Source organism: Pantoea sp. E2023-21, from assembly GCF_051302795.1.
GTDB lineage: Bacteria > Pseudomonadota > Gammaproteobacteria > Enterobacterales > Enterobacteriaceae > Pantoea > Pantoea ludwigii_A.
Genome location: NZ_CP195344.1, coordinates 2,960,698 through 2,978,506, shown reverse-complemented (window position 1 = coordinate 2,978,506; position 17,809 = coordinate 2,960,698). Strand labels below are relative to the sequence as shown.

Below are 17,809 nucleotides of genomic sequence, written 5' to 3'. Positions count from 1 at the left end.
CAGACAATCCTCGGTCGGTTTAAGACGCTCATCAGCTGCGATCGCGGCGTCAGAAGCATACCATTTTCATGGGGGGCTGCATGGTAACGATTTAAGATTTATCCCATCTGATGTAGGTCAATTATCCATCCCGCTTTGCGTTTATTGACAATGTTTTGCCGTTATTGGCATTTCCCAGCGGTAAAAACGCTATGCCACGATGTTAGGTAAGCACATTGACCCGAATTGAGGAGTGGAAATGAGCACTGAAACCCTGGATGTCACATCATTACGGCAGCGTATCAGCGAAGGCGAATGGCAGGCGCGCATCAAGCTGGCGCAGGCTTATCATCTTGCGGCGAAACTGCGCTGGACCGATCATATCTACACCCATTTTTCCCTGCGCGTGCCGGGCGATCAGCCGCACTTTCTCATCAACGCTTTCGGGCAAACCTTTGATGAAATCCAGCCAGAAACGCTGGTGAAAATCGACATCGACGGCAATATTATTGACGACCCAACCGGGCTGGGGATTAACCTTGCCGGATTTGTTATTCACAGCGCGATTCACCGTGCGCGGCCAGATGCCCATGCGGTGCTGCATACCCATACCGCAGCGGGCATTGGCGTTTCAGCGCAGAGAAACGGCCTGCTGATGATTTCGCAACACAGCACCCGTTTCCACAATCGCCTGGGTTATCACGATTACGAAGGCATCGCGTTGGATCTCGACGAACAGCAGCGCATCGTCGCTGATCTTGGCGATCTTAACGCGCTGATCTTGCGCAATCACGGTCTGCTGACCAGCGGCGGCAGCATCGAAGAAGCTTTCTACAACCTCTATTACCTCGAACGCGCCTGCCAGGCACAGCTGGCAGCACAATCCGGCGGCACAGATCTGATCATTCTGCCCGATGCGGTTTCCGAGAAAGCCGCGCAGGCGTTTGATAACAGCATTCGCAATCGCAAATATCAGCTGCACTGGGATGCTTACATCCGCCAGCTTAATCGCAACGCACTCTGAGAACCTCCCCGATGAAATGGATAAAACCGGTAGTTTCTGCGCTGCTGCTGTGCGTGGCGTTTGGCAGTCAGGCGGCGCCTGATTTGAGTAAAGTCACATTGGTGTTGGGCGATCAGGCACGCAATCTGCGTTCGCTGATAGAAGCGGCGGACGTCATGAAGGATGCGCCTTATCACTATAGCTGGGCGAACTTCCAGGGCGCTGCGCCGCTGTTTGAAGCGCAGCGTGCCGGCGCGGTGGATACCTCCTACGCCGGTGACTTGCCGGTGCTGATGGCGGCTTCCGGCGGTGTGCCGCTGAAGATCATCGCCACTAACGTCGGGGATGCCGGTTCGAACGGGCTGATCGTGCCCGCTGATTCGCCAATTCACAGCGTGAAGGATCTGGCGGGCAAACAGGTGGTGGTGTCGTCGGCGCGGGGCAGTATCTCGCAGCACTTGCTGTATGAAGCGCTGGAAGAGGCAAAAGTGTCGCGTGATACGGTGCCGGTGCGTTTTGTGTTGCCAACCGACGCCAGCGCGGCGTTTAACTCCGGGCAAATTGCCGCGTGGGCGACCTTCGATCCCTATTTAGGTATTGCGGAAAAGCATGGCGCGCGACTGCTGCGTGATGGCAAAGGGCTGACAACCGCGCTGTCGTTTGTCACCGCCACGCAAAGTTCGCTCGACGATCCCGCCAGGCGCGCGGCGATTGCGGATTTCACCCATCGTTTGGCTAAAGCGCGTGCGTGGGCGCTGGCGCATCCGCAGCAGTACAACGAGGTGTATGCGCAGCTCACGCGTCTGCAACCGGCGGATGCGCAGCAAATCACTACGCGTATTTCCCACGGCGTGCGCGGCGTGACGCCCGAGGATGTGGCGAAGGTGCAAAAGGTCTCAGACCTGTTCAGCGAGTTGAACATCTTGCCAAACAGAGTCGATGTGCAGGCGATAACCGATAACAGCGTGTTTAACGCCGCGCAATAATGGACGTAGGGTCGCCATTCATGGCGACCTCGTTGTTATCGCGCCCGCTTACCCGGCCTACCATTACCCAGCATAATCGCCAACCGGCTGCCGCCCGGCGTGGTTTCCATCAAAATCTTGGTCACGCTGGTGAGCGGCACCGACAGTAACATGCCGACCGGACCCAGCAGCCAGCCCCAGAAAATCAACGACAAAAATACCACTAGCGTTGATAAACCCAGCCCTCGGCCCATTAATCTTGGCTCCAGCATATTGCCGAACACCATATGAATCGCGCTGAACAGTGCCGCCACCAACATGGCATCGTAAATATCATTCAGCACCAGCGCCTGAATAAACGGTGGGATACCGGCGATGATTGGCCCGATATTAGGGATGAAATTGAGGATGAACGCCACCACGCCCCAGAACAGCGCGAACTTTACGCCGAGCAGCAGCAGCGACAGCCAAACGGCCACGCCAGTGATCAAGCTGACCAGGGTTTTCAGCGCCAGATAGTGCGTCACGCCTTTCAGCGCACGGTGCAAACCGGCGATGCGGATCTGCGGATTAACCATCGCGTTACGCATTTTGTACGGCAGATGGCGCACTTCAAACAGCATAAACACCACGGTGAGAATCAGCAGCAGTACGTTGGTCATCGCGCCTGAAAGTTGCGTTAGCACGGTAGTGGCCATATTCATTACGACGTTGGGATCGAGACGCGCCGCCAGTGCATCGGTGGAGATATTGATATGAAAACGACCGGCAAAATGCTGCACCACGGCGAGTTTTTGCTCTAGCAGAGTACGAATTTGCGGGTAAGTATCACTGAAGTCACTGGCCGAGCTGGCGAGTACCGCCACCAGCAGCAGTAACACGATGAAAATCACCGTAATCACCAACGTGATCGCCAGACTGCGCTTGACGCCGCGCCGCATCAACATCGTCACCAGCGGATTGAGCACAATGGCTAAAAAGCTAGCCAGTAGGAAAGGCACCAGAATGTCCGAGGCGGCGCGAATGCCCGCCAGAATAATCACCAGCATCGCCAGTTTTACCAGGATGTTCTGGCCAATTTTTTCCTGAAGCAGGTTATTCATTCTCTCTCCTGAGATAAATTTTCTCAGGAGAGTGTAGCCGATGAAAATTAACCTTATGTTTTTTAAGATAAATGGAAAAACCAACATCCTGCATCATCCGTAGCGGCGCAATTTATTGCGCAATGCCAGGATGGGCACGGTATCACCTGTGATATGCGCGATAAATCGCGCCGCTACGGTATGTCTGGCTATTTCGCATGGCGCCGCATCAGCGTGGTCGCCGCTAACATCAAACTCAAGCTGGCGAGCAGCGTCACCGTCGCCATCGCCATGCCTTGTCCTACGGATCCCTGTTCGAACTGCCGCCAGATGAAGATCGCCACGGTTTGCGTGCCCGCCGGTGCCAGCAGCAGCGAGGTCACCAGTTCGCGCGATGCCACGGCAAACACCATCATCATTGCCGCCAACAAACTGGGTGCCACCAGCGGCAGCACAATCAGGCGCAGCGCCTGCAAACGTGATGCGCCGTGAACGCGCGCGGCCGGTTCCAGCGTGGGTGCCAGTTGGCGTAATGCGCTACTGACATAGCGCACCGGCCACGGCAGCAGCAAACAGCTGTAAGAGAGCAGCAGAATCCAGATGGTGTTATACGGCGAAACCGGCCAAAAGCCGCGATTCCACAGCAGAATCAACCCCACGCCGATCACCACGCCCGGCATTGCCGCAGGCAGCAGTGATAAGCCGTCCATCATCGCCAGCAAACGGGTTTTCCCTTCCGACACGCGCCAGGCAATAAGAAAGCCCAGCGCGCCGGTCAGTAGCGCCGCACCGAGCGCCAGGCCAATACTGGTGGAGAAGGCCGCTAGCGCATCACCTTGCTGGCTAAACAGCGCGCCAAAGTGGCGCAGCGTCAAATTGCTGAGATGTATTCCGCCGGAGAGCGTATTCAGTAAGCCGCTCAATGTCATGGCTCCGAGCGGTAGCACCACCGCCAGCAGCACCGTGAGCGCAAAAGGCAGCAGCATCAACGTTTGTAAGCCGCCGGCCTGCGCCAGTTCCTGATTCACCGGCTTGCCGCTCACCGCCGTCACATCGCTGCTGCCAGTCAATTTGCGCTGCAGCAACCATGCCGCCAGCGCCACCACGCTCAACATTAATGAGAGCGACGCCGCGCCGGGCAGATCAATGGGCCAGTCGGCGAGTTTTGTTTCAATGCCAACGGTCATCAGCGTCAGCCTGGCCTGCGCACCGAGCGCGGCGGGCACGCCATACTCCTCAATGGCCAGCGTGAACGCCAGCAGCACACCGCCCGCCAGCGCGGGCAAGGTGAGCGGCAGCGTGATGTGCCAGAAGCCACGCCACGCCGAGGCACCGTGCACGCGCGCCACCCAGGCAAGTCGCTGTCCGCTCGCCAGCAGCGAACGTGAAACCGCGAAATAGACTACCGGGAAAATGTTGAGCGTCATCACCAGAATCATGCCGCAGCTGCTAAACAGCAGGCTGTCGAAGTTGATGCCGGTTAGCTGTTCGATATAACCGTTGCGTTGCAGCGCCAGCGTCCATGACAACGCCACGATATACGGCGGTGTAAGAAACGGGATCAGGAATAGCAGATCCCACAGCGCCGCACCCGGCAGGCGAAACAGGCCGCGCAGTGCGCCGAGCGGTAAGCCCAACAGCAAACTGCCCAACGCCACGCCGCCGCCGATTTTCAGCGTGCCCAGCCACATAGATGACAGCTGCGGATCGTTCAACAGCGGCGGTAGCGCGCTGAGGGCATCACGCCAGCTCCCTTCGCTGAAGTGGGGAAACAGCGCTTGCAGCATGATAAACAGCAGCGGCAGCGCCACCAGCAGCAACAGCGCCAGGAGAATCAATCCGTTCAGAGCACGCGACATGGTTTATTGCCCGAACAGTGTGCCAAAGCGCTTCAGCACCGCCGAACGTTCGCTGCTGCCGTCCTGATGGGTAGGTAACAGCTTAATCTCGGTGAACAGCGGACGTTGCGCGTTGATATCGGTACGCGCCGGCATCAGCCAGGCTTTCGCCACTTGCTCCTGACCTTCATCTGACAGCACGTAATCCACGAATTTCTTTGCATCATCTGCGTGCTGGCTGCTTTTCAGGATCATCATCGGACGCGGCGCAACCACGGTGCCGTTCTCCGGGAAAATCACCTTCACGCTCTCGCCCTGCGCGATGTTGTTGTAGGTAACGTAATCAACTGCGCCAAACACCGCGGCCTTTGCACCTTGCAGCACCGGCGTCACCGCTTGCGCATTCGGGCCGCTCATCACCATGCCGTTGGCTTTTAATTGGTCGAACAGCTGCCAGGCTTTTTCGCCTTCGCTGTTTTGCAGGCCAATCAACAGATCGAGTGACGCTCCAGAAAGCGCCGGATCCGGCGTGGTGACGTTGTCTTTAAAGGAGGGGGCGGTGAGATCCTGCCAAGTTTTCGGTTCTGGCGTGTTGCTTTGCGTATTCCACACGATGCCGAGCGCAGAAACACCCTGCGCGACATAGTGGGCGGTTTTGAACTGATCTGGCACCTTCTCCGCATTGGCGCTGTTGAACGGCAACAACCAGCCGCGCTGTTGCAGATCTTCGGCGGTGTCCCACGACGCCGAAATCAGCACATCGGCCTGCGGATTGGCCTGTTCGGCTTCCAGACGCGCCATCACTTTGCCGGTGGTGGCCTGGAAAATATTCACTTTGATGCCGGTCTGTTTTTCAAAACCAGCGGCAAGACTTTTCGACAGCGAGCCCGGACCGGCGGTATACACCGTCAGCGCCTGGGCATCGTTGATCATCATGGCGGAAGTCAACATCATCGCGCTGATGGCTCCTGTTTTAACTGACTTGAGAGATGGCATGGTGGTCCCCTGAGAGGTGAGTAACGGAAACAATCTGGCCCTGCGCCAGATGAATGATGCGGTCGGCGAGGGTGTTGGCTTCTTCGCGATCGTGCGTAACGTAAACCGCCGTGATGCCCGCCGCGCGCAGCAAATCCGCCATGGTGTGAACCAGGGTTTCGCGCAGGTCGCGGTCAAGATTGGAGAGCGGTTCGTCAAACAGCAGAATCGCCGGTTTCGCCACCAGCGCGCGTGCCAGCGCTACGCGCTGCTGCTGGCCGCCGGAGAGCAACGCCGGTTTGCGATCGCCAAAATCAGCCAGGCCAACCTGCGCCAGGGCGGCATCGGCCTGTTCATGTGCGGCGGCTTTTTTTATGCCACGCATGCGCAGCGGGAAGGCGACGTTTTGCGCCACCGACATATGCGGCCACAGCGCGTAATCCTGAAATACCATGCCGAGGTTGCGCTTCTCTGGCGCATCGCAGTGGCGCGCGGACGCCACGCAGCGTTCACCGATCCACAACTCGCCATCCGTGGGTTGCAACAAGCCCGCCAGCAGTTTCAGCAGCGTACTTTTGCCGCAGCCGCTCGGGCCGAGCAGCGCAAGGATTTCGCCAGCGGGAATGGTCAGGGAGAGATCGTGCAGAATAGTCAGGTTACCTACCGACCATCTGAGATTTTTCAATTCAATAGGCAGCGCGGCGTGCATCATCGACCCCCTCTCGCAAGAGAGTGGGCTATACGCACGCGCGCCTGAGTCATCAGGAGCGTCATCAGATTGTTATCCTCTTTGGGATTTGATTGACGGCGAGTCTACGAGGGCGATATGACGAAATGATGACCATAAACCTGGGCGATCGGCTGATGCAGAAGAGATGAAAAGGCGTATAGTTATGCTTCTGTTATAAAAATTCCGTCACCCACGAGCGCAATCACTCATGCCTGACTTGCCCGCCGCTGCACCTGAACATGGCCGTTTTCGCCTTAACCTACTGATCCTCTCGATTGTGAAGTTCAACTTTGCCAGCTATCTCACCATCGGCTTGCCGCTGGCGGTGCTGCCCGGTTTTGTCCATGACGGATTGGGCTACAACGCCTTCTGGGCCGGATTGGTGATCAGCCTGCAATACATCGCCACGCTGCTGAGCCGACCACACGCCGGGCGCTATGCCGATGTGTGGGGGCCAAAAAAAGTGGTGGTGCTGGGGCTGGTGGGCTGTTTGCTGAGCGGCATCTGTATTCTGTTATCAGCGTTGAGCGAAGGGCAGGGCGTGCTGAGCCTGGTGCTGCTGTGTCTGGGCCGCGTGATTCTGGGCGTGGGGCAGAGTTTCTCTGGCACCGGCACGTCGCTGTGGGGCGTGGCACGCGTCGGTTCGCTGCATATTGGCCGGGTGATTTCGTGGAACGGCATTGTGACCTATGGCGCGATGGCAATCGGTGCGCCGCTTGGCGTGGTGATCTTCCGTAGCGGCGGTTTACTGCTGCTCTCCAGCATCATTATCGCGATTTGTCTGGTGGCGATTGCGCTGGCACTGCCACGTGCGCCGGTGAAAGGCAGCAAAGCCAAGCCGCTGCCGTTTCGTGCGGTGCTGAGCAAGGTGTACGGTTTTGGCCTGATTCTGGCGATGGGTTCCGCCGGATTTGGCGTTATCGCGACTTTTATCACGCTGTTTTATCAGGACAAGGGGTGGGATGGCGCAGCCTTTGCCTTGACCATGTTTAGCGCCGCGTTCGTCGGCACGCGCCTGCTGTTCCCCAATGCCATCAATAAGCTGGGTGGATTACGTGTGGCGAGCATCTGCTTTGCGGTTGAAGCGATTGGCCTGTTTTTGGTGGCCGGCTCGGTTGATCCATGGATGGCGAAAATGGGTGCGTTCCTTACCGGCGCGGGCTTCTCGCTGGTATTCCCAGCGATTGGCGTGGTGGCGGTAAAAGTGGTGCCGCAGCAGAATCAGGGCAGCGCGTTAGCGACTTATACCGCGTTTATGGATTTGTCGTTGGGGATTACCGGACCGATTGCCGGTTTCATCATGAGTTATGCAGGGGTGTCGCTGGTCTATTTTCTTACCGCGCTGCTGGTGTGTTTAGCGCTGTTTTGTACGCTGCGCATGATCAAGCGTTTGCCGGAAGATCCGGTGGTGGAGATTAAAGAGAACGCGTAGTTAGTGGTCGCCATGAATGGCGACCCTACAAAACCCGTAGGGTGCGCATTTATGCGCACCAGGTCATTCAGATATATGCAGGATAAAAAAAGGCCTCCGACCGAGGCCAACACTAACAAAAGTGTCTAAGAGACACAGATAAGGGTACGTTTTCAGGCCTGCAGTAATTCAATGCTCTGACGAATTTCACGTTCGATCTCTTTTTCGCTCCACGTCTCCAGTTCCGATGAAAACGGCTCAAACGCATAGATGCCTTTGTAGCCGAGCATCTCCAGTCGTTTCACCTGTGCCACGCTGTTCAGCACATCGCGATTGCTGAGCATGATGCGCTCTTCATCGGTGAGCTGCGCCGTTGGGCGGGTATCTTCCACGCCAGACAAATGCACCAGGCCAATATGGTTGATATCAATCTCCTGTGGGAACTCGTTTTCGGCGTTCTCATACAGATGATGATGGAAGGTATCGAGCAGCACTTTAAAGGGTACGCCTGCCTGCTGAATCAGCTGTTGCGTTTGCACCGCTGAGCGCAGCGAACTCACTGGGAAGCCCAGCGGTTCTACTAATCCCTGAATGCCATACTTCTCAAAGCGTGGCGCCAGCACCTGCAGTGCTTCCAGCGTCTGCTGTGGCGAAATCTCAATCCCTTCATTCAGCGGACACATCACCAGCGCTCTTGCGCCAATCGCCTGCGCTTCGCTCAGCAGCGCGTCGGCTTTTGCCAGCAGCGCAGCATCAGCACGGTTAAACGGATACAACGCGTTAATCGTGACGATTTCAATGTGGTACTTATCTGTTAGCGCGCGTAGCGCCGCTACGCTGAGATCATCGGTAACCTTGCCGCTTGGCATGTCATTACGCAGTTCAACCTTGCTCAATCCTAAGCGCTGAACCAGCTGAAAGAAGGCTTCCAGCGATAGCCGGGGCGCAATTTTACGGTTAATGCAGAAACGGGTGGGATCGATGGCCATGGCGGCTCCTGTCAGCGGATGCAGATAAGGTGCTGCAAAGAAAACATTTATTTCATTATTATTGAATTATGAAATATCAGATATTGGATCTGCCTCGCAAAAATTTCATATTTCGTTTCGCGTTGCACGAAGAAGCTAGATTTCGGACACAACTTTTGTGCTCGCCACGGCTGAGCGGTGGTGCAGTTTGACAAGCCTATCGCACCAGCAGGGCAGCGCTTCAGGCCGATTTGTGCCCGGCTTGCAACCCAGGCGGAAAAAATGCGATCCATGCCGCTAAAAGGAAATTTTCCAAAAATAAGCATTTGAAAAATTCATTTCATTACGATAGCTTCATAGCACGCTTTAAGTATTGCCTGCACACGCAGCGTCGCGGTTCGAACGGGCTCTCTGCAGGGAACTTCACATCTAAGAGGCAACGACATGACTATCGTAGGAAACTTTATCGGCGGCAAAATTACCCACAGCGCCAGCAATGAAACTATTCCCGTGTACGATCCGGCGACCGGCAAAGTGGTGCGTGAACTGACGCAGAGCACATCTGCTGAAGTGGAAAAGGCGATTGAAGTCGCCCATGCTGCGTTCCCGGAATGGTCGAAAACCGCGCCGTTGCGTCGTGCCCGTGTGATGTTCAACTTTAAAGCCCTGATGGAAAAACACCGCGAAGAGCTGGCGGCACTGATCGTTTCTGAGCACGGTAAAGTGTGGTCAGATGCGCTGGGCGAGCTGACGCGCGGTATCGAAGTGATCGAGTATGCCTGCGGTATTCCACATCTGATTAAAGGCGAGAACTCGCCCAGCGTGGGCACCGGCGTTGATAGCTACTCGCTGATGCAGCCTGTCGGCGTGGTGGCGGGCATTACGCCATTCAACTTCCCGGCGATGGTACCACTGTGGATGTTCCCGATCGCGCTGGCGTGCGGCAACACCTTTATCCTCAAGCCACCGGCGCTAGATCCCTCCGCTTCTGTGCGCATGGCTGAGCTGCTGAAAGAAGCGGGCCTGCCAGATGGCGTGTTCAACGTGGTGCATTCGTCAAACGAAGATGCCGAGCAGTTGTACAAAGATCCGCGTATTGCGGCGGTGAGCTTTGTCGGTTCGTCCGGCGTGGCGGAACACATCTACAAAACCGCCAGCGCCCACGGTAAACGTGTGCAGGCGTTCGGCGCGGCGAAAAACCACGCCATCGTCATGCCCGATGCTGACCTCGATGCCACCGTGAACGCCATTATGGGCGGCGCGTTTGGCTCAGCCGGTGAACGCTGCATGGCGCTGCCGGTCGTCGTTGCGGTGGGCGACGACACTGCAGATAAACTCATTGCCCGTCTGACGCCGCTGATTAAAGCGCTGCGCGTTGGTCCTGGCATCCAGCAAGGTGCCGAAGAGAATGAAATGGGCCCGGTGGTTTCTGCTGCGCATCAGAAGAAAGTGCTGGGTTACATCGACAAAGGTGAGCAGGAAGGTGCGAAGCTGGTGGTGGATGGGCGTGGCATCCAGGTGACCGGGCACGCTGAGGGTTACTATGTGGGCGGTACGCTGTTCGACAACGTGACGTCAGACATGACCATCTGGCGTGAAGAGATCTTCGGACCGGTGCTGAGCATCATGCGTTCCACTGATTACGACAGCGCACTTCAGCTGGTCAACAGCCACGAATTCGGCAACGGCAGCGCCATCTTCACCAGCAACGGCCACACCGCGCGTGAGTTCGTGCAAAACGTGGAAGCCGGCATGGTGGGCGTTAACGTCCCGGTTCCGGTGCCAATGGCATTCCACAGCTTCGGCGGCTGGAAGCGTTCAGTGTTTGGCGCGCTTAACGTGCACGGTCCAGACGGTGTGCGTTTCTATACCCGCATGAAAACCGCCACCGTGCGTTGGCCGAGCGGTCAGCAGACTGTATCTGAGTTCAGCATGCCGACGCTGGGTTAATTTCGCTCAACAAGGAGGAACAGGATGTCTCTGATTTCGAAAGCGCAACAACCCGACAGTAATGGCCGTATCCAGCACGTCACACCTGAAAGCGCGGGCTGGGAATACGTCGGCTTTGATGCCTATCTGCTGAAAAAAGGGCAGAGCCTGAAACTGAGCAGCGGCGATAAAGAGTTGTGTCTGGTACTGGTGGCGGGCTTTGCATCGGTGAAAACCCGTCACGCCGAGTTCCCGAACCTCGGTAAACGTCTGTCGCCGTTTGAACGCATTCCGCCTTATTCGGTGTATGTGCCGCATAACGACGAAGTGGACGTGTATGCGGATAGCGATCTGGAGCTGGCGGTGTGTAATGCACCGGGCAGCGGCAATTTGCCGGCGCGACTGATTGCGCCAGAAGATGTTGGCGTTGAGCAGCGTGGCAAAGGGCGCAATCAGCGCCTGGTGCACAACATCCTGCCGGACAACAAAGAGGCCGACAGCCTGCTGGTGGTGGAGGTGTATACCGACGAAGGCGCGACCAGCTCGTACCCCAGCCACAAGCACGACCAGAAAAACAGCCCGGACGAAACCTATCTGGAAGAAACCTACTATCACCGTTTCGACCCTGAGCCCGGTTTCGCCATGCAGCGTGTTTATACCGACGACCGTTCACTCGACGAGTGCATGGCGCCGTATAACCGCGACGTGGTGACGGTACCGCGTGGCTATCATCCGGTGGCAACGATTGCCGGTTACGATAACTACTATCTGAACGTGATGGCGGGGCCAAAACGTCTATGGAAATTTACCTGGGAGAAAGACCACGCCTGGGTGAACAGCGATAAGTATCCGCGCAGTTAAGCGGGTTAGTAAGGTGGGCATAAATGCGCTAATGCCGATCAGTTAAGCCCCGTGTTAATCACCGCTACACTGTGTGCGCGAGGTAATTGGGTTTTTTCATCACTTAACTGAAACGCAGTAGGGCATTTATGAGTACCAACGTAAAAAGGGCAGCCATGTGGCTGCCCTTTTTGCTGGCTGGTCGCCATGAATGGCGACCCTACGTGTATTGCGCTGGGTTTCGTAGGGTGCGCATTCATGCGCACCTGCATATCTGCAGCGGCATTACGCCATGAATGGCGATCGTACGGGATATTTATTCGCTGATGACGTTATTATTCAGCGCCAGCGACACCGCCAGCGTCTGTGCCAGACACAGCGAAGCGACCTGCGAACGGAAGCCATCGACCTGCGCTTCACGCACCACAAAGCACACATCACTGAAGGCGGCCAGCGGGCTCACCTGGCTGTCGGTGATAGCGATCAGATGCGCACCACGCTTGGCACCCAATTCCACTAACTCCACTGCTTCACGCGCGTAAGGCGAGTAGCTAATGGCAATCACCACGTCTTTCGGGTTTACCATACTCAACTGCTCGGTGAACATGCCGCCGAGGCCATCAATCAGGAACGCTCGACGCTCAAGATGACGCAGCGCATACACCAGATAAGACGCCACGCTGAACGAGCGACGCAGGCCGATGATGTAGATGTTCTCGGCTTCATCAAGCATTTTCACCGCGCGGTTAAGCTGATCAGGATTGACCTGCATCGCCAGTTGCTGCAGCGCCTGACTATTTACCATGGTGAAGACGTTGAGGATTTCGGCCGGGCTTTCGGGTGAAGTGGCGCTGTCGTCGGTGGCGGTTTGGCGGAACAGACGTGCGCGCTCGGTGTAGTTAACGGTCTCTTCCATCAGATGCTGACGGAAAACTTGTTTCATTTCGTTAAAGCCGCTGAAGCCAAACGCGTTAGCAAAGCGGATCAGCGTGGAGGGCGGAACATCAGCATGCTGCGCGATAGACGCAACGGTATCGAAAGCGATGCTGTTGCTGTTATCAAGGATATAACGAGCCACCTGCTTCAGGCGTTTACTCAGCGTCTCATAGCGACGACGGATCTCGTCCTGTAACAGGGTTAATTGCGTTGGATTATTGGTCATTACTTCGGCCCGCTAAAAAAGAAAATATGGCTGGATAATGAGCGCTATAGTACCAGATGGATGGAAAATTTCATTCGTTTGACATCTTCGTGCCGCTTATTTCATCGGTTTATGAAATGCCTCACAAAAAGAGGGGAAGTTATGCCTTTGTCTGGTCGCCATAAATGGCGCTCTTGGGTGAACGTGCATCCTGACGTGGTCGCCATAAATGGCGTAATGCCGATCAGTTAAGCCCCGTATTAAATACCGCTACAAGGTGTGCGCCAGCTAGTTGGGGTTTTCATCTCTTAACTGACAAGCATTACGCCATGAATGGCGACCCTACGTGAGCGTGCAGTTATGTAGGGGCGCCATTCATGGCGACCAAAAAAACGGCCCATCAGGGCCGTTTCATAAACCTATATTCGATCATTAACCGCGCACAGCGCGCCAGTAGCCGATCAGGCGCAGGTAATTGCCTTTCACGGTTTCAATCAGCGCTTTGTCGTCCAGCTCGCCTTGCAGCCACTGGCGTGACGGCTGGCCAAAGATAGTGCGGCCTACCGCAAAACCTTTCACCCACGGCGCTTGCGCCGCCGCCGCGAAGCCGGCTTTCAGCGTCTCTTCTGGCGCGTCGAGGCCAAGCAACAGAATGCCACGACAGTGCGGATCGTTCTGCTCAATCAGCTCACCAATCGCCTGCCAGCTCTCCGCAGACAGCGGCGGCAATTTCCACCAGTCCGGCTGAACGCCCAGGCTGTAAAAGTGGCTGAGCATATCGTAATAATAGGATTCATTCCGGTCTGGATTGCTCTCCGGCAGAATCAGTTCCAGCAGCAGCTCGTGCCCGCTCTTATTACAGCCCTTCCACACATCAAGAACCAGATCATCCTGCTCTTTACGCAGTTCAGCGCTGTCGTGCGGGTGATAGAACACCAGGCATTTCACCACGTGCTCAGCAGGCCAGTCGACCAGCTGCGAACCAATGTTGCCATGCTCAAGACGCAGTGGGCGTGAACTTGGCAGCTCAATCGGACGCCCGATCCACCAGTTTTTGCCGGTAATTGCGTTCAGTGCTTTCTGACCGTAAGTGGTATCCGCGAGGATGCCACTCTTCTCATTCAAACCGGCTTCGTTGGCCGCTTCTTCTGCGGCACGCAGCAGCAGCAGTTTCAACTGTGGAATGCGCTCTTCGCTGACGCCGGCTTCGCGCGCCATATCTGCCAGCTGCTTGCGGTGGTCGAAAGCGAATACATTCAGCTCTGGCCACTGCTGTTTACGCGTGGTGACGCGATGCAGGTGATTCAGACGCACATCCAGATCCGGACGTTTCACGTCTTTATCGCGGCTCAGGAAATCGTCCAGCTCTTCTTTGGTCGGCATCGCCGGGGCGCAGCCGTGGCGAGAAACCACCAATGCGCCACAGGCGTTAGCGTAACGGCATGCTTGCTCCCAGCTTTCATCATTGAGCCAGCCGCGCAGCAGGCCAGACATAAAGGCATCGCCCGCACCCAGCACATTCAGCACTTCTACGCGCACACCGCTTTGCAGTTTGGTCTGTTCCCAGCTATCCGGGATCTCGCCCTCGAATACGACGCAACCCATCGGGCCACGCTTACACACCAGCGTTGCCTGGCTGGATTTGCGCACATTTTTCAGCGCGGTCAGCGTGTCGGTGCTGCCGCCAGCGATATGGAACTCTTCTTCCGTTCCCACCACCAAATCGAAATAGTGCAGCACTTCCTGCAGCTGTTGCGTCACTTCACCCGACTCAATGAAACGCGTTTCACCATCACCGAGTGAGGTTAAGCCCCACAGCACGGGACGGTAATCGATATCCAGCGCAGTGCGCAGCCCGCTACGTTTGGCGATATCCAGCGCTTTCAGCACGGCTGCGCGGGTTTGTGGATGCGACAGGTGCGTGCCCGTCACGGCAACGGCGCGTGACGAGGTGATGAACTCTTCTTTGATATCTTCCGGCACCAGACCCATGTCGGCGCAGTTATCGCGGTAGAAGATCAGCGGGAAACTCTCTTCATCTTTGATCCCGAGGATCACCAGGCCGGTCAGGCGATGTTTATCGGTGATCAGTCCGTCAGTGTTGCAACCTGCGCGTTGCAGCGCTTCACGCAAAAAGCGGCCGTTGTGCTCGTCACCTACACGCGCCAGCATGGCTGATTTCAGGCCCTGAATGGCCGTGCCGTAAGCCACGTTGCCGGAAGAACCGCCCAGATATTTGTTGAAGCTGGTCATATCTTCCAGACGTGATCCAATTTGCTGACCGTAAAGGTCGACGGCGATGCGTCCAATACAAATCACATCAAGCCGCTTCTGTTGTGTACTCATACCTATTGTTTCCTTCTGTGATAAGCAGACACTGCGGGCGCTGCCGCCCAACGTCGAGCGCTTTGCTTCCGGGTTCTCAAGGTGCCTGATTGGCTTTGGTCGCAGTATGAGGAATAAAAATTCCAAATTCAATATGAAATGAAACATCCATCACGATTTTGTGAGCCAGGTAAAACTCTGACGAAGCCGCTAAACAGCAGCGCATTCGCGGTGAGTTTCAGTGATAGTCAGGCTTGTGAGCCAGGTCTCAGGAAAGTGTTGGCGAATCAAGGAAGCTACTGAAGTGAAATGAAATTTCGTTATGACCTGCAAATGACCTTTTACTGTTCCACTTTTCCCCCTTTCGCGGCTCATGTCGCCCACGTTTCATTGCTGAATTTGATCTCCATCGCAAAATGAAATGTTTCTTCTGTAATCGTGTTTAATGAAAAAAATATTTGTTTATAATCGCCTCACGTTTCACTTAATCCGCGGGCGCCGTGAACGGCAGTTTTTACCCGAACCGCGATGTACCTCGCCGCAGGTACCAGCATGTAAAGGAAGAAGCATATGGGCACAATCAGACTCACTACGGCACAGGCGCTGGTAAAATTTCTCGATAACCAATACCTGAACGTTGACGGTGTTGAAACCAAATTTGTGAAAGGTATTTTTGCCATTTTCGGTCACGGCAACGTGCTGGGGTTGGGTCAGGCGCTGGAGCAGGACAGCGGCGATCTGGTCGTGCATCAGGGCCGTAATGAGCAGGGCATGGCGCACGCCGCCATTGGTTTTGCGAAGCAGTCGCTGCGTCGTCAGATTATCGCCTGTACTTCTTCTGTCGGGCCTGGCGCGGCCAACATGATTACGGCTGCCGCGACGGCGACCGCCAACCGCATTCCTTTATTGCTGCTGCCGGGCGATGTGTTCGCGACGCGCCAACCGGATCCCGTATTGCAGCAAATCGAACAGAGTCACGATCTCAGCATCAGCACCAACGACGCGTTCCGCGCGGTAAGCAAATACTGGGACCGCGTCAGCCGCCCGGAACAGCTAATGACTGCCTGCATCAACGCGTTACGCGTGCTGACCGATCCAGCGGAAACCGGCGCGGTCACTATCGCACTGCCGCAGGACGTGCAGGGCGAAGCCTGGGATTTCCCGGAATACTTCTTCCAGAAACGTGTGCATCGTCTGGATCGCCGCCTGCCCACGGCCGCGCAGTTGCAAGATGCGCTGGCGCTCATTGCACGTAAACACAAACCGCTGATCATTGTCGGGGGCGGCCTGAAATACTCCGATGCCGGTGATGCGCTGCTGAAGTTTGCCGAGCGCTTCAACATTCCGTTTGCTGAAACTCAGGCGGGTAAAGGCACCATTGTTTCCGATCACCCGTTGAACGTGGGCGGTGTGGGCGAAACCGGCTGTCTGGCAGCCAACCTGCTGGCGAAAGAGGCCGATCTGGTGATTGGCATTGGTACGCGCTACACCGATTTCACCACCGCGTCGAAATGGATTTTCCAAAATCCGCAGGTCAGCTATCTGAATCTCAACGTCAGCAACTTCGACAGCTACAAGCTGGATGCGGTGCAGCTGCTGGCGGATGCGCGTGAAGGGTTAACCGCGCTGGAAAGCGGCTTGAAAGGTTTCGAAAATCAGTGGGGCGGCCAGATTGAGCTGTCGCAAAGCAAGCTGCTGAAAGAGACGCAGCGCGTATATGCCGCGACCTATAACACCGACGATTTCATTCCAGAAATCGCCGACCACGCCGATCGCGAAGCGCTGTTTGCGGAGTTTGAGCGCCTGACGAAATCGGTGCTGACGCAGAGCAGCGTGCTGGGCACCTTAAACGAGCAACTCCCAAAGGATGCGGTGATTGTGGCGGCGGCGGGCAGTCTGCCGGGCGACCTGCAACGCGTGTGGCGCACCAAAGATTACAACTCGTACCACGTTGAGTACGGCTATTCCTGTATGGGTTACGAAGTGAATGCCGCGCTAGGCGTAAAGCTGGCGCAGCCGCAGCGTGAAGTCTACGTCATGGTCGGCGACGGGTCGTTCATGATGCTGCACTCCGAGCTGGTTACCTCAATTCAGGAAGGCGCCAAAATCAACGTGGTGCTGCTGGATAACATGACTAACGGCTGTATCAACAATCTGCAGATGGAACACGGCATGGACAGCTTCACCACCGAGTTCCGCTTCCGTAACCCCGAAGGCGGCAAATTGGATGGCGGCTTTGTGCCGGTGGACTTTGCGGCGATTGCCGGTGGCTACGGGTGCAAAACCTACCGCATCACCACGCTGGAGCAGCTGGAAGCCGCGCTGATCGATGCACAAAAGCAGACCGTTTCAACGCTGTTCGACATCAAAGTGCTGCCCAAAACCATGGTGCACAAATATTTCAGCTGGTGGCACGTCGGCGTGGCGCAGACCTCCACGTCAACGCGCACGCAGGAAGTGGCCGACAACCTTAACGTGCATATCGAACAAGCGCGTAAGTACTAATACCTCTTTTAGGCCGGCGTCATCCGGCCTTGTTAAACCCTATACCCAACATCATTCGAGAGGCAGGAAGGCAGCCAACGCGAGAATCCCGATGAGCTGACTTAAGTCAGTGATTCAG

General features: G+C 56.1%; 13 protein-coding genes. 6 read left to right on the top strand and 7 right to left on the bottom strand.

The window, feature by feature from the left end:
* Positions 1 to 238 precede the first annotated feature (238 nt).
* Both ACRQ84_RS14025 and ACRQ84_RS14020 read left to right on the top strand, forming a co-directional pair.
* Entirely contained in the window at positions 239 to 1,003 is a 765-nt protein-coding gene (locus tag ACRQ84_RS14025; RefSeq protein ID WP_483816371.1) for a class II aldolase/adducin family protein, read from the top strand.
* 11 nt (positions 1,004 to 1,014) lie between these two features.
* On the top strand, positions 1,015 to 1,968 hold the full coding sequence (locus ACRQ84_RS14020; protein ID WP_483816370.1) for an ABC transporter substrate-binding protein: 954 nt from the start codon (positions 1,015 to 1,017) through the stop codon (positions 1,966 to 1,968).
* Positions 1,969 to 2,003: 35 nt separating this feature from the next.
* On the opposite strand, the gene ACRQ84_RS14015 is transcribed toward ACRQ84_RS14020, so the two are convergent.
* The 4 genes from ACRQ84_RS14015 to ACRQ84_RS14000 form a co-directional block, all read right to left on the bottom strand.
* Positions 2,004 to 3,050 (bottom strand): AI-2E family transporter, encoded by a 1,047-nt coding sequence (locus ACRQ84_RS14015; protein ID WP_064741254.1) that lies wholly within the window; start codon positions 3,048 to 3,050, stop codon positions 2,004 to 2,006.
* Between the two features lie 188 nt (positions 3,051 to 3,238).
* Positions 3,239 to 4,888, bottom strand: coding sequence for an ABC transporter permease (locus ACRQ84_RS14010; RefSeq protein WP_483816369.1), 1,650 nt, complete (start codon positions 4,886 to 4,888; stop codon positions 3,239 to 3,241).
* Between the two features lie 3 nt (positions 4,889 to 4,891).
* Positions 4,892 to 5,863, bottom strand: coding sequence for an ABC transporter substrate-binding protein (locus ACRQ84_RS14005; protein ID WP_483816368.1), 972 nt, complete (start codon positions 5,861 to 5,863; stop codon positions 4,892 to 4,894).
* Positions 5,841 to 6,554: an ABC transporter ATP-binding protein gene (locus tag ACRQ84_RS14000; protein ID WP_483816367.1), complete on the bottom strand. Its 714-nt coding sequence runs from the start codon at positions 6,552 to 6,554 to the stop codon at positions 5,841 to 5,843. The genes ACRQ84_RS14005 and ACRQ84_RS14000 overlap by 23 nt, the downstream gene beginning before the upstream one ends.
* A 226-nt stretch (positions 6,555 to 6,780) precedes the next feature.
* Here ACRQ84_RS14000 and ACRQ84_RS13995 point away from each other — a divergent pair, with 226 nt between their 5' ends.
* On the top strand, positions 6,781 to 8,004 hold the full coding sequence (locus ACRQ84_RS13995; RefSeq protein ID WP_064741250.1) for an MFS transporter: 1,224 nt from the start codon (positions 6,781 to 6,783) through the stop codon (positions 8,002 to 8,004).
* 152 nt (positions 8,005 to 8,156) lie between these two features.
* On the opposite strand, the gene ACRQ84_RS13990 is transcribed toward ACRQ84_RS13995, so the two are convergent.
* Complete coding sequence (locus tag ACRQ84_RS13990; RefSeq protein WP_483816366.1) at positions 8,157 to 8,972, bottom strand: TIM barrel protein; 816 nt, start codon at positions 8,970 to 8,972, stop codon at positions 8,157 to 8,159.
* Between the two features lie 423 nt (positions 8,973 to 9,395).
* Here ACRQ84_RS13990 and ACRQ84_RS13985 point away from each other — a divergent pair, with 423 nt between their 5' ends.
* Positions 9,396 to 10,901 (top strand): CoA-acylating methylmalonate-semialdehyde dehydrogenase, encoded by a 1,506-nt coding sequence (locus ACRQ84_RS13985; RefSeq protein ID WP_483816365.1) that lies wholly within the window; start codon positions 9,396 to 9,398, stop codon positions 10,899 to 10,901.
* A gap of 24 nt (positions 10,902 to 10,925) precedes the next feature.
* Complete coding sequence (gene iolB / locus ACRQ84_RS13980; protein WP_064741246.1) at positions 10,926 to 11,741, top strand: 5-deoxy-glucuronate isomerase; 816 nt, start codon at positions 10,926 to 10,928, stop codon at positions 11,739 to 11,741.
* 295 nt (positions 11,742 to 12,036) lie between these two features.
* On the opposite strand, the gene ACRQ84_RS13975 is transcribed toward iolB, so the two are convergent.
* Both ACRQ84_RS13975 and ACRQ84_RS13970 read right to left on the bottom strand, forming a co-directional pair.
* Complete coding sequence (locus ACRQ84_RS13975; RefSeq protein WP_064741245.1) at positions 12,037 to 12,882, bottom strand: MurR/RpiR family transcriptional regulator; 846 nt, start codon at positions 12,880 to 12,882, stop codon at positions 12,037 to 12,039.
* Positions 12,883 to 13,293: 411 nt separating this feature from the next.
* Positions 13,294 to 15,207 carry a bifunctional 5-dehydro-2-deoxygluconokinase/5-dehydro-2-deoxyphosphogluconate aldolase gene (locus ACRQ84_RS13970; RefSeq protein ID WP_483816364.1) on the bottom strand — a complete coding sequence of 638 codons (1,914 nt, stop codon included), beginning with the start codon at positions 15,205 to 15,207 and terminating at the stop codon, positions 13,294 to 13,296.
* A gap of 549 nt (positions 15,208 to 15,756) precedes the next feature.
* Between ACRQ84_RS13970 and iolD the strand changes: the two genes are divergently transcribed.
* Positions 15,757 to 17,691 (top strand): 3D-(3,5/4)-trihydroxycyclohexane-1,2-dione acylhydrolase (decyclizing), encoded by a 1,935-nt coding sequence (gene iolD, locus ACRQ84_RS13965; protein ID WP_064741243.1) that lies wholly within the window; start codon positions 15,757 to 15,759, stop codon positions 17,689 to 17,691.
* Positions 17,692 to 17,809 lie beyond the last annotated feature (118 nt).

Excerpts from the sequence above, each read along its gene's own strand:
- ACRQ84_RS14015 (WP_064741254.1), bottom strand. The coding sequence starts at position 3,050 with ATGAATAACCTGCTTCAGGAAAAAATTGGCCAGAACATCCTGGTAAAA.
- iolB (WP_064741246.1), top strand. The coding sequence starts at position 10,926 with ATGTCTCTGATTTCGAAAGCGCAACAACCCGACAGTAATGGCCGTATC.
- iolD (WP_064741243.1), top strand. The coding sequence starts at position 15,757 with ATGGGCACAATCAGACTCACTACGGCACAGGCGCTGGTAAAATTTCTC.
- ACRQ84_RS14005 (WP_483816368.1), bottom strand. The coding sequence starts at position 5,863 with ATGCCATCTCTCAAGTCAGTTAAAACAGGAGCCATCAGCGCGATGATG.
- ACRQ84_RS13985 (WP_483816365.1), top strand. The coding sequence starts at position 9,396 with ATGACTATCGTAGGAAACTTTATCGGCGGCAAAATTACCCACAGCGCC.
- ACRQ84_RS14000 (WP_483816367.1), bottom strand. The coding sequence starts at position 6,554 with ATGATGCACGCCGCGCTGCCTATTGAATTGAAAAATCTCAGATGGTCG.
- ACRQ84_RS13970 (WP_483816364.1), bottom strand. The coding sequence starts at position 15,207 with ATGAGTACACAACAGAAGCGGCTTGATGTGATTTGTATTGGACGCATC.
- ACRQ84_RS14010 (WP_483816369.1), bottom strand. The coding sequence starts at position 4,888 with ATGTCGCGTGCTCTGAACGGATTGATTCTCCTGGCGCTGTTGCTGCTG.
- ACRQ84_RS13995 (WP_064741250.1), top strand. The coding sequence starts at position 6,781 with ATGCCTGACTTGCCCGCCGCTGCACCTGAACATGGCCGTTTTCGCCTT.
- ACRQ84_RS13975 (WP_064741245.1), bottom strand. The coding sequence starts at position 12,882 with ATGACCAATAATCCAACGCAATTAACCCTGTTACAGGACGAGATCCGT.
- ACRQ84_RS13990 (WP_483816366.1), bottom strand. The coding sequence starts at position 8,972 with ATGGCCATCGATCCCACCCGTTTCTGCATTAACCGTAAAATTGCGCCC.
- ACRQ84_RS14025 (WP_483816371.1), top strand. The coding sequence starts at position 239 with ATGAGCACTGAAACCCTGGATGTCACATCATTACGGCAGCGTATCAGC.
- ACRQ84_RS14020 (WP_483816370.1), top strand. The coding sequence starts at position 1,015 with ATGAAATGGATAAAACCGGTAGTTTCTGCGCTGCTGCTGTGCGTGGCG.